This window comes from Pseudomonas sp. GW821-FHT03E01, assembly GCF_059420765.1.
In genome coordinates this window covers 110,299-122,854 of the sequence record NZ_JBWKUI010000007.1, presented here as the reverse complement: position 1 = coordinate 122,854, position 12,556 = coordinate 110,299, and the positions used below count along the sequence as shown (strand labels likewise).

Here is a 12,556-nt window from a genome sequence, read left to right as displayed (position 1 = left end):
TCACCCAGCCTGTAAGACAGTCTTACTGTTTAGGGGCTCACGCCATATGAAATCGCCTTCCCAGACCAACGCAATTGACTTCGACAGCGCCAAATTGCAACGCCTGGGCTTTGGTCAGCAGCCTCCCCTTCTGGAGCGGCCCGTCAGTCTTGCGCAGTTGCGTCAGGAGCTGGGCCTGCAACTGCAAACCAGTCTTGAGCCGCAACGTATTCTCGGACTTTTCTTCCGTGAAATTCAGCGCCTTGTACCGCTGGATGCCTTGAATTATGAGCATCAGCCCAGCGACTTGCGCCTGCAGTTCGGCCAGCGAGGTCATCATTCGATCAGCTACAGCCTCAGTCATGAAGGCGAGCAATTGGGTGAACTGGTGTTCCGTCGCAATCAGCGTTTCAGCGATGAAGAGCAAGGCCATCTGGAATCGCTGTTATCAGCGCTTCTCTACCCGATGCGCAATGCCCTGCTCTACCGTGCCGCCACCCAAAGCGCCTTGCGCGACCCGCTGACCGACACCGGCAATCGCATCGCGATGGATCAGACGCTGCAACGGGAAATCGAGATGTCGCGCCGACACTCACAGCCCCTGTCGTTGCTGATGCTGGACATCGATCACTTCAAACAGATCAACGACACCTACGGGCACAGCGCCGGCGATGAAGTGCTCAAGGCCGTCGCGGCCTCGATCAAAAGCCAGTTGCGTAACGTGGACATGGTGTTCCGGTTTGGAGGCGAAGAATTCATGATCCTGCTGTCCAACACCAGCCGGGAAGCCGCGGCCATGGTCGGCGAACGACTGCGGTTCGCTGCGCAGGCCCAGGACTATGTGGCCGAAGGCAAGACCATCGAACTGACGGTCAGCCTGGGTTGCTCGACCCTGCTGCCCGGCGAGTCTGCCGAGAGCCTGTTGCGACGAGCCGACAGTGCGCTGTATGTGGCCAAGCGCGAGGGGCGTAACCGGTTGGCGATGGCGGGGTAGATATTTTCGAAGAGATCGCAGCCTACGGCAGCTCCTACAAGCTGCCGTAGGCTGCGTCTTTTAGCTCTCGGCCAACGCCATCCGCTCACGGACTACCGGGGCTTTTGCCGCCAGTTCCAACTGCATGCATCGCTCCAGGAACAGGTACATGTAGTCGTAACTTTTGCAGACTGCCTGACGCAATTCCATTTGCAGGGATTTGCTCGGGTTCAGCCCCGCCAGGGTGCAGATGATTTCCAGCGCTTCCCAAGGATGGGCATCGTCGTACTGGGCGTGCATCTTCAACCACTTCATGGCCCGCTTGCGATCTTCCTCGGGGAACGATGCCGCATAGACACCACTGGAACAGACCAGCGCCGACCACTCCCCGGTAGCACCCTCGATGGCATAGTTGGTGGCGGCGATAGCCACGATCAACGAGTCCGACGAACTGGTGTGCCAGCACCAGTGACTCAAGGCGTGAAGTTCAGGGGCAACCTGTTGCGCCTGCAGATCTTCCAGGCTGATACCGTGAGCACGGCTCCAGTGCACCCAGTAATCGGCATGGTTCAGTTCGACGCGAATATTGCGCATCAGCCAGCGACGCGCCATGTCTTCGCCAGGGTGGCGTGCAAAACGGGTCTTGGCCAGGTTCTGTGCCATGTATAAGGCGAACTGTTCGACCACCGGCCAGCCACCAATGAGGTACTGACGCATGGTTTTTGCGCTGAGCTTGTTATCGCGCATCCGCTGGTACAGTTCATGTTCGACGACGCGGCGCTTGCTCTCACTGCAATCCTGAATCAATTGCTGAGCCCAGGCGGGGTAACTTGCAGCTTCCATGAGGGGTCCGGTTCTGTTGAATGTGTCGATCACTGTCGCGCTCCTTTTGATTGTGATTTCAAGATCGACAGGAGCTTTCAACGGAATGTGCCGGGCGCCTTGAATAACAAAGGCCGGGGTCTGGCAGGACGACTTTGTAAACTGTCGCAGGTAAACAGATGCGGGCGTTCAATCAGATACCCTTGAGCGTAATCCACCCCGATCTCCAGCAATGCCTGCTCGATCTGAGGTGTTTCAACGAACTCGGCAATCGTGCGCTTACCCATGACATGCCCGATGTGATTGATCACTTCGACCATGGCGCGGTTAATCGGGTCGTCCAGCATATCCTTTACGAAACTCCCGTCGATCTTCAGGAAGTCTACAGGTAAATGTTTCAGGTAAGCGAATGAGGACATACCGGCACAGAAGTCATCTAATGAGAAGTGGCAACCTAAGCCTTTGAGTTCATTAATAAATCTAATTGCGCTAGGCAAATTGGAAATCGCGCTGGTTTCTGTAATTTCAAAACAAATCATTTCAGGCGGAATTGAATATGCAACAAACTGTTCACGAAGGAAGTCCAGAAACGCCTCATCTCCGATAGTAATACCTGACAGATTTATCGCACACATGGCCAGCGGCTCTTCGCCCTCTTGGGCGATGGCCTGGGCAATGACCTTGAAAACGTTCTCCACCACCCAGCGGTCAAGCGACGTCATCAAACCATAACGCTCGGCGGCCGGAATGAAACTGTCCGGCAGAATCATGCGCCCGGCTTCGTCATGCAGGCGCAGCAGGATTTCGATATGTCCGCCGTCCCGCTCGCCAAGACCCAGAGGCGCGATTTCCTGGGAGTACAGGCAAAAGCGGTCCTCCTCCAACGCCATGTGCAGGCGCTGCACCCAAGCCATCTCGCCATAGCGCAGGGACAGCTCCGAATCGTCGGCGTGATAGACCTGAACCCGGTTGCGGCCCTTTTCCTTGGCCATGTAACAGGCCATATCAGCGGCTCGCAGCGAGGCCTCGAGGGTGGCCGGACTCTGAGTGACGTGCACCAGACCAATGCTCACCGTGGTCACGAACGGTCGGCCTTTCCAGACAAAATGCAGGTTCTGCACAGTCTGGCGCAGGACTTCGGCAATTTTCTCAGCCGCTTCCGGCGCACAGTTTTCCAACAGAATGCCGAACTCGTCACCACCCAATCGGGCCAGGGTGTCGCCTTCGCGCAATCCTGATTGCAGCAACGCACAAATATGCCGCAACAACTCATCGCCGGCAGCATGACCGCAGGTGTCGTTGACCAGTTTGAATTGATCCAGATCGAGGAACATCAAGGCGTGACGCCCCGCTTGTCGCATCAGGCTATGCAGGGCCTGTTCCAGGCGATATTCGAATTCGCGGCGGTTGGTCAGCCCGGTCAAGGCGTCATGGGTCGCCTGCCAGGACAGATTGGCGATGTACTGCCGCTCCTGGGTCATGTCATGCAGCACCAGCACGGTGCCACTGACCTTGCCCGCGTTACGGATCGGCGCACCGACCAGGGTGACCGAAACCGTGCTGCCATCCAGTCGCTGGATCAGTTTGGAATGTTCGCTGCCGCCGCTGAGCTGGCCGCTCAAAATGTGTTCGATCAAGGTAAAACCGTCGGCCTGAGCGTTCTCGTCCAGCAGATTGAACAGCGCCGCCAATGGCAACCCCGTCGCCTGTTCGGCCTTCCAGTGAGTCAAGGCCTCGGCGGCCGGGTTCATGTAGGCAATCGCGCCCTCGACGTCGGTGGTGATCACCCCGTCGCCAATCGATTGCAGGGTGATCTGCGCCCGGTCTTTCTCCAACTGCAAGGCATCGGCGAAGGCATGCCGCTGTTCGAGCAGTTTGTGGGTACGCAGCAACGCCAGCACGATCAGGCCCAGCGCGGTGGCGAGGTTCGTCGCCAGCAGCAGCCGGAGAATCATGCGCGAGCCCTCGCCCAAGGCATCGCTGAACGCTTTGGCAGGGGGCGTCACACCATCGTTGATGGCCAAAATCTGCACCTTCCAGCGCTTGATGTCGGCATCGGTGGCCTGGTTATCGACGATACCCTGATGCATTTCCCGCGCGACGTCATCGAGCCGCACCAGGTACGCGTCACCGATCGTCCAGAGCTCGATGGCTTTTTCCAGGTAACTGAAATGCCGGAAATTGAGGTACAGCCAAATCAGGCTGGGGACGTCGTCCGGGTGATTGCCGCCCTTGAGAATCGCGAGCCGCGCGGCCTCGATATTCGGTGGCTGATGATCCAGCGCCATACGCAACTCATGGCCGCCCTGAGGCACGGCAATCGCGTTCTGGTATTTGAGAAAAATCGTCTCGTCGCGACTGTCGGCGTAGAGATTGAGGTAATAGATGGCGTCTTTCTGGCCCTTGGACCACAGGCTCTCACCGCCGACGTAGCCACGAACCGCTGAAAGAACGTAAAGACTGACGCCGCCCAACAGTGCCTGAAACAACACAACGGCAATAAATGGCCAGACGATGCCCAACAGCCGTGGCGTTCCGAGAGTCCGCGCTTGATTCATGAGGTCCCTTGTTTTAGCACCGCCAGATCATCATCCAACGTGATCGCTACAGCTAGACTAGGGTGCGTTCTCGAAACCGGCAAGCAGAGGATCGACCTCAACGCCGTACACGTGCGCCCCATATAGATATATACCGCCAAGGCCAGTTTGGAGATCTGTTTACTGGGCACTTCGGGCTCCCCCTATCCGTTACGGGATCCCTTTCAAAGGAGTGCAACATGACAGAGACGTCTTCACCTTCACCCGATCAACCGGCGCTGTCACCGGCAGACGAAGAATTTCGCGCCAGACAGGCTCTGGGACTCGACGACGGCCCGGATATCGAAAACTTCGGCCTGCGCACCACCGCCCAGGATCGACGAGGGTTCAAGCTTATTCAACGCGGGGGCCCCAACCTCGCGCAACACATGACCATCGACACTTACAAGGCAAAACGCATCGATGTTCAAATCACCAACATCGTGAAGGCTTTCCTGAATGGCAAGCGTTCGTTAATCGGTCATCTTGGCGCCTCGGTACTGGCTTCCACCTCCATGGATCAACTGCGAGCAACGCCGTCTGTATTCCTCCAGCGAATACTGAACACAGTCGAAGCGAAAGAGTTGGGGGACAGGCTGCTCAAGATGCTCAGGTGGTATGGCGCAGGCCCTGGCGAACAAACTTCGGCGTCCGTGCGCCATCAGCTCGTATGCAAAGCCATATGCCTTTACTTGCAAGCCCCGTCAGCGGATGAGCCGCAGGAAGTCGCCGGATTCCGCTGGCAAGACACGGCTCACTGGGGCAAAAGCTACCAGGCCCTGCGCAGCGATTTTGAACAGCACTTGCTGCGCACCAACCGGGTGACCGATGCAAAAGAGGCGGCCTTTCTCGCGCGGGTGTTCGAGACCCGCCTCTCAAAGGACTTCGCTGTGCGCGATATCCCGTCCGACCTTCCTTACAAAAGTTCGGTGGTGTGGGTGAACTTCATGCACGGCGTGCTGCTGGCAGATGAACTCGGCCTTGATCGATTGCAAGCGCTGTCCTTTCAACAACTCGTCGACTTGCCCCTGAGCCGGAGCGCCGACGCCTCGCCCGAACAACTTGAGCAGATAACTCGACTGAGGATGGGGCCGGCACTGGAATGGGCGGTCTGCTGCGGCATCGTTCAATCGCGAACAAAATCCGATTACGACGAGGACGATATGAAGCGGGCGATGGCGGCGCTGGAAAGCCACAGCAAGAGCCTGAACAACGCCATTATGGCACTGGACTTGCCACCCCCTGAAAGATTGAAGATGGCCAAACGGGTAAAGGATGATCTGTTTGGCGAGGCCATGTTCGAATCGGACGGGCTCAAGTTGCTGCGCGATGATCCACCGAGCGGCGGCCCCAAAGACACGCCCTCATTGAAGCTGCCAGGCTATGCATTCCTGGATGTCTATGCCGACGGCCAATTCGATGACAAGAGAAAATGGTTTGTAACCCGGTCCGACGGAAAAACACGAACCCGTCACTGGATCAAGATCGACGACAAGCGAATCCTGCGTCATGAGGAACTCTTTCGCAAGGATCATGAGGGGATCGAAAGGCGTGTGATTACCAGATACGGAGGCAAGACGTTGCCCGATATCAACACGCAGTTTGAAACAGACTTCACAAACTACCTCTCGAAAATCAGGACGGCCTATCAGCCCCTGATCGCCAGTTTGCTGACCTCACTGCCACTGACCGACCGCCAGGCCCTTGAACGGGGTGACGTCCGCTTGCTGAGCCTGCACCTGGACGAAAAACTCATCAAGGCAAGGGGAGACATCCGGCCAAGAAAAGGTTTCGTTCTACAGGTGACCCACAATCATGAAATTACCTATTACGAACTGATCCCGAATGCTGGCGTCATTCGTCGTCGACCCCACCTGAGAGTTTCAACAGTCAACGGGGTTCGCACCACGTTTCCATTGCACGCCTCGATCCCCGGACAAACATATACTGCTGAAATCAGCACTACGCTGCTTCTCGATTGGGCCGCTCACTTAAATGGCACGCAGCCTGCTGAAAGAGCGTACTGCGTGGCGATCCTCGGCGTGGTAGGCGACGTGCCCACAGTTGTATCGCCAATCGCAGCCGTTAACGATAGCGAAGTAACAGCGCTGGCATCCTCCCGTTTGAATGCAGTGGCCCACTACATTGCAACGAACTTCCTGTTCGTCGACGAACAGCTGTTGCGTACCCAGTCTCGCGGCGTGACGGCATTCGACACCATCAGGACCAGAAGCGAACAAAGGATCAGTACGACCCTGGAAATAGCCAAAGGGCTTGTACCCTTCTGGGGCAGTATCGAGGACATTTTGTCGGGCAAAATTGAGCAGATACTCATAGGCGTAGCCGGAGTCGTGCTGGACCTGGCTTCATTCCTCACCCCAGTCGGGAAATTCATGTCAGGTTCGGTGCGGCTGATCAGGGCGGGCGCCAAAGCCTCGCAAATGACCGTCAAAGCAAGTCTGCCTTCCTTTTCAACATTGACCCGAAAACTCCTGACCGCTTCCCTGAGCAACCTCAATCCGCTGGATGGGGTCCCGACACTACTCAAGACACTGGGAAGCGGTGCGTGGAAAGGACTGCATACGGCGGGACGCATTGGTGTTAGCGGGTTCAAGAAACTGACAGGACACGCCGACAGCTACCGACTGGTGCACAACCTGCCCCAGACGACCGATCCGGGGCGCTGGAAGCCGCTGGCAAGCGGTGATCGACTGGCAACGGTCAACGGTGTCGATGATGTACTTGTGCGCAATACCAGCCCATCGGACCTGACCCGATTCCACCCCGTCGATCCAGTGACATCCTTGCCCTACGGCCCCCGCCTGCACAATCACAGCAAAAACCTCGTACAGGGCCGGTCAACCTTCAAAACGTTATCTCCTACCGAATCCCACGTCCTGGTAGAACTTCCGAAAGACGCCCATGTCCGTGAAGTACTTGAGGTCGATGGTCGAACCACACTGTTCGTTGATGACATTCCCTATCGTCTGGACGGCAACCAACTGCGCCGTGCCGACTTGATTGATGATCAGGCAATGTTCAGATCCTTGCCTTGCCGGGTACGTCGCGCCCCTGGTCCCGAGCTGTGTCAAACAAGCTACGTCACTCGCGACCCGGCTCCTACCCCTGCTATCGCTACTTTCGATGAAACCAAAGGCTGGGCCCCCTGGTTCGGAGACGCCATTTACACCCCCGCAACAGGCAGGGCACCGATGCAAGTGTCCTCAATAGCTGCCAATTCATCCCTCAAGGCCGTACTGGAGTTTCAGAAAGGGATGTATGGGCGGGTCATGGTCAGCGTTCCCGTATCCGGGCAAAAACTCGTCGATAAATTTCGCGTGGGCGCAACTATCGTAGAGTCAATCGACGGTTCAAAACATTACGTGTTCACGCGGCTGAGCGCGGGAGACTTTTACGTTACCTCGCGCGCAAAGGGCCAAAGCGCTAAAGACCTCCTGACCTTCAGAAAAGCCGACACCCTTCCTGACGAACTGAGGAAAGAGTTAATGGTGGTGTACACCGGCTCACTGAACTCCAATAACATGGTAAGAATCCATGGCCAGGAAGCGGTGGAGCGCGCATTGAGAGCCATGGATGAAATTGCCATTTCGATCGGTAGCCATGCCAATCCGCCCGATACGCTCAGATTGCTCAAGGTCGATACCAGCCCAGCAGAAGCGGCCCTGTTCGATCACTCCACAAGAATGATCATCAGGAACTCCACCGATGGCGCCGCGACCTGGTCCTTGTCCAAGGCTACGCCGGACAGCGTGCGGGATACGACTGCGGAGGTTTTCAACACACTGTTTCAGAAAACCGTCATAACCTTGGAGTCGTCGGTTCAGGGCGGACCCAAGGCATTAAAAATCGATGACACAATGCGGCAACTACAAGAACTTATCAGGCAAAAAACCGGTCGGCCTTTGCACAACCCCAGGAACATTGCGTTCGTCGAAATAAAGACCAAGGCAGGGGTGCGTGAAGTGTATGTCAGCGTATCCGGTAGCAAGCGTGACACCGGCTTTTTGCCGTTGTTTGCCAAAAACAGAAATATGGATGAAGTAAAAGTCGGCAGTACGAGTTACTTCAATATAGATAATGGAATGCGCTTCCCGGAGACGGCACTTAGCGTAACTCCCCAAGGCAAGCTACAGGCGATCCCCCACACCATCGACAATATTGAGACGTACACGCCTGCGCTCACATCTCGCCCCACTTCGCTGGACACCGAAAGCAAGCTCATCAGCGTCATACGAACCAAATACCCTGACCCTAAAGATCTTGATTCCATCACGATAGCCACCACTATGGCGCCTTGCGACTCATGCGCCGTCGTCATGAAGCAATTTGGTTATGACGGTAGCCCTGGTGCACTGCAAGTGACCTGGAAATGACTTCGCGACTTTATCAGTGCTGCTGCAAATGCCCATACAGCTTGGCGTACAAACCACCATCGGCAATCAACTGCTGATGGTCGCCATCCTCGGCAACCTGCCCGCCATCGAACACCAGCACCCGATCAGCCTGCTTCACGGCCGACAATCGATGCGCAATGATCAACGTGGTGCGGTGGCTCAAGAACCGCGCCAGCGCCTGGTGCAGGTTGTACTCAGTGGCCGCGTCCAGTGCGGACGTGGCTTCGTCGAGGATCACCACTTTGGGCTCGGCCAACACCATTCGGGCAATCGCCAGGCGTTGACGCTGCCCGCCGGATAAACGCACGCCGGATCGCCCGACGATACTGTCCAGGCCATTGGGCAGTTCACGCACCGTGTGTTGCAACTGAGCAATTTCCAGTGCCTGCCAGCAGGCCTCGTCACTGCGTTCGCGGCCCATGGTCAGGTTGGCGCGCACGGTGTCGTTGAACAGGGCGGGATGTTGCAGGACCACGGCGACATTTTCGCGCACGGTTTCCAGGCCGATTTCTTGCTGAGTCGAACCACCGAAACGGATAGTCCCGGCCAGCGGCGTGTACAAGCCCAGCAGCAACTGCACCAGGGTACTTTTGCCTCCACCGCTGGCGCCGACAATCGCGACTTTTTCACCGGGGGCAATCGACAGGTTCATTTGATTCAGCACCAACTCGTCGCCGTAGCCGAAACTCAGCCCCTGCACTTCGATGCCCACCGTGTCGCGCCCTTGGAACGGATCGACACTGCCGGTGTATTGCGGCTCGTCGGCACGGGCCAGCAACTCGTTGATCCGCGACAGCGCACCACCAGCGGCATAAAAGGCGTACTGCAGATTGAGCAGCTGTTCCACCGGACCGATCATGAACCACAGGTAGCTGAACACCGCCAGCATCTGGCCGATGGACAGGTCGGAAAACAGCACGGTGAGCATGGCCGCGGCGCGGAAAATATCGATGCCGAACTGGAACAGCAAACCGCTGGCCCGATTCGATGCATCGGTTTTCCACTGCGAGCTCACCGCGTAATCGCGCACTTCCCGCGCTCGCTGCCCCAACCGTCCGAGGAAAAAACCCTGACGATTACCGGCACGCACTTCCTGGATGGCGTCCAGGGTTTCGGTCAAGGCTTGGGTGAAGCGTGAGGTGCTGTCGTTCTCGAGCTTCTTCAGATGTTTGACCCGCTTGCCCAACTGCACCGTGGCGTAGATCACCAGCGGGTTGAACAGCAGAATCAGCAGCGCGAGTTTCCAGTGCATCCACATCAGGATCGATGCGGTGCCCACCAATGTCAGCATCGCCACGAGGAAACGACTGAGGGTTTCGCCGACGAATTTGTCCAGCGTGTCCAGGTCGGTGACCAGGTGCGTGGTCACCGTGCCACTGCCCAGGCTTTCGTATTCGCCCAGCGAGATGCGCTTGAGCCGGTCGATCAACCGCACCCGAATCCGATACACGATGTCCTTGGCCAGCGCCGCAAACAATTTCGCCTGCACCACGTTGAACAACAACGCGGCGCAACGCAGCGCCAGGGTCACCAGCAGCATCAGGCCGATATAACCCGCGGCTTTCTGCCAGACGTCGGGCAGCGCGTGGTTCATGACTTTCAGTGCAACGTCACCGTGGCCCAGCAGCACTTCGTCCACCAGCAACGGCAACAGCAACGGGATCGGCACGCTGCACAGCGTTGCCAATACCGCAACGCCGTTGGCGATCCACAGGGATTTTTTATGGTGTAGGGCCAGGCGGCGGACTTCCGCCCAGCTCAGCCGATCGACACGTTTGGGAGCTGCTGCATCATCGGGCAGATCATGCACAGGCAGCGCGCTCCAGCCAGCGGCCGAGCAACGGTGACAACTCGCTCAAGGGCTGATAGCCATTGGTCAGCAGCGCCAATTGACCATTGCGCTCTGCCAGCAAGGTCGGAAAACCGGCAATACCCAGGTCCTGGACCCAAGTGAAATCGGCGGCGGTCGCAGCGTGCTGATCGGCACGATCGAAGGCTGCGGCAAATTCGATGCGTGGCAAACCGGCCTGCTCCGCCAGTTCCACCAACACGCTGGCACGGGTAACGTCGCGACCTTCAGCATAGAACGCATGCTGGATCAGCCCGAGCAGTGTCCAGGCGCAATCCGGCGCCAGGCTGCGCGCAGTCACCAGCGCCCGACAGGCAGGCTCGGTGTCGTAGACAAACCCGTCGGGCAACGCGCCTTCAAACTTGAACGGCTGGCCGGTGGCCTCGTGAACCGCCTGCCAGTGCTCAAGGATATAGCGCCGGGTGGTCGGCTCCAGCGCCGCGCCACTGCCGGTGCGCAAACCACCCACCACCAGATGCAACTCCACACCCGCCGCCTGCGCCTGCTCAACCAGCGCTTTGGCCACCGGAGCGAAGCCCCAGCACCAGGAACACATCGGATCCATCACATAGAGCAGGCGTGCAGACATGGTTCAAGCCTCGGAAGCGGATTGCTTGTAGTTGTAACCGATCGGGTGCGGCATGTTGCGCGCCTTGGCCAGTTCGATCTGCTTCTGCCGGTCGATGGCACTGCGACGGGTTTTCTCGCTCAGCTTATCCCAGCAGTGCGGGCAACTGATGCCGGCCACATAGTGCTCGGATGCGCGGTCTTCAACGCTGACGGGCGTACGACAGGCATGACATTGATCGTAGTCGCCTTCGCTGAGATCGTGACGAACGGTCACGCGGTTATCGAACACGAAGCAGTCGCCCTGCCATTTGGTTTCTTCCTGCGGCACCTCTTCGAGGTACTTCAGGATGCCGCCCTTGAGGTGATAGACCTCGTCGAAACCCTGGCTGAGCATGTAGCTCGACGCCTTCTCGCAGCGAATGCCGCCGGTGCAGAACATCGCGACTTTCTTGTGCACGGCCGGGTCGAAGTTGGCTTTGATGTAGTCGGGGAATTCGCGAAAACTGGTGGTCTTCGGATCGATGGCGCCTTCGAAGGTGCCGATCGAGACTTCGTAGTCATTGCGGGTGTCGATCAACAGCACTTCCGGATCGCTGATGAGTGCGTTCCAGTTCTGCGGATCCACATAGGTGCCGACCTTTTTGTTCGGGTCCACGCCCTCAACGCCCAGGGTGACGATTTCTTTCTTGAGTTTGACTTTGGTGCGGTAGAACGGCTGTTCGTCGCAGTACGACTCTTTGTGGTCGATGTCGTCCATGCGCGGGTCGTTCTTGAGCCAGGCCATCAGCCCGTCGATGCCTTCGCGGCTGCCGGACACGGTGCCGTTGATGCCTTCTTCGGCGATCAGCAGCGTGCCTTTGATGCCGTTGTCGATCATCGCTTGCAGCAGTGGCTCACGCAGATCAACGTAATTTTCCAGGGTGACGAACTTATACAGTGCCGCCACGACAATCTGTTGTGTCATGGGTAATTCTCCAGGTGGCTACCCTCGTAAGGGGTGAACCGGATGCGAAAAAAAACGCGCCGGGTAAGCGGCGCGTTGCGGATTCTAGCAAAAAACCAAGGGTTAATGCTTGCTGCCGCCAGCACAGGTCGGCGAGGCCGGAGCCGCATCGATCTGCGCCCATTCCTCCGGCGTGTAGGTATGCAGCGCCAACGCATGGAACTCGCCCATCAGTTCGCCCAAAGTGCCGTACACCTTCTGGTGACGCTTGACGCGATTGAGCCCTTCGAACTGCCGGCTGACCACCACCGCCTTGAAGTGGGTCTGCAACCCACGGCTGTGCATATGGCTTTCATCCAGCACTTGCAGGTGCTCGGGCTGTAGCAGCCCCAGCGTCGATTCGATGCGTTGTTGCATGGTCATACCCGG

General features: G+C 57.6%; 8 protein-coding genes. 2 read left to right on the top strand and 6 right to left on the bottom strand.

Going from position 1 to position 12,556, the window contains the following annotated elements; genetic code table 11:
- The first annotated feature begins 46 nt into the window (after window positions 1–46).
- Window positions 47–973, top strand: coding sequence for a GGDEF domain-containing protein (locus tag AC07VO_RS13770; protein ID WP_018929860.1), 927 nt, complete (start codon window positions 47–49; stop codon window positions 971–973).
- A 60-nt stretch (window positions 974–1,033) separates the two neighbouring features.
- Here the strand turns inward: AC07VO_RS13770 and AC07VO_RS13765 are convergent, their stop codons facing one another.
- The gene (locus tag AC07VO_RS13765; protein WP_218584820.1) at window positions 1,034–1,795 is read right to left on the bottom strand and encodes an iron-containing redox enzyme family protein; all 762 of its coding nucleotides are present in this window, start codon (window positions 1,793–1,795) and stop codon (window positions 1,034–1,036) included.
- 77 nt (window positions 1,796–1,872) lie between these two features.
- Window positions 1,873–4,332: an EAL domain-containing protein gene (locus tag AC07VO_RS13760; protein WP_436275193.1), complete on the bottom strand. Its 2,460-nt coding sequence runs from the start codon at window positions 4,330–4,332 to the stop codon at window positions 1,873–1,875.
- A 218-nt stretch (window positions 4,333–4,550) separates the two neighbouring features.
- Here AC07VO_RS13760 and AC07VO_RS13755 point away from each other — a divergent pair, with 218 nt between their 5' ends.
- Entirely contained in the window at window positions 4,551–8,744 is a 4,194-nt protein-coding gene (locus AC07VO_RS13755; protein WP_086944623.1) for a deaminase domain-containing protein, read from the top strand.
- Between the two features lie 13 nt (window positions 8,745–8,757).
- Here AC07VO_RS13755 and AC07VO_RS13750 read toward each other — a convergent pair whose 3' ends face one another.
- The 4 genes from AC07VO_RS13750 to AC07VO_RS13735 form a co-directional block, all read right to left on the bottom strand.
- On the bottom strand, window positions 8,758–10,575 hold the full coding sequence (locus AC07VO_RS13750) for an ABC transporter ATP-binding protein (protein ID WP_086944622.1): 1,818 nt from the start codon (window positions 10,573–10,575) through the stop codon (window positions 8,758–8,760).
- Window positions 10,568–11,170 (bottom strand): DsbA family protein, encoded by a 603-nt coding sequence (locus tag AC07VO_RS13745; protein ID WP_172901241.1) that lies wholly within the window; start codon window positions 11,168–11,170, stop codon window positions 10,568–10,570. The genes AC07VO_RS13750 and AC07VO_RS13745 overlap by 8 nt, the downstream gene beginning before the upstream one ends.
- A gap of 36 nt (window positions 11,171–11,206) precedes the next feature.
- On the bottom strand, window positions 11,207–12,148 hold the full coding sequence (gene trhO, locus AC07VO_RS13740; RefSeq protein WP_018929865.1) for an oxygen-dependent tRNA uridine(34) hydroxylase TrhO: 942 nt from the start codon (window positions 12,146–12,148) through the stop codon (window positions 11,207–11,209).
- A 102-nt stretch (window positions 12,149–12,250) separates the two neighbouring features.
- Window positions 12,251–12,550 (bottom strand): BolA family protein, encoded by a 300-nt coding sequence (locus AC07VO_RS13735; RefSeq protein ID WP_007939900.1) that lies wholly within the window; start codon window positions 12,548–12,550, stop codon window positions 12,251–12,253.
- Window positions 12,551–12,556: the final 6 nt, after the last annotated feature.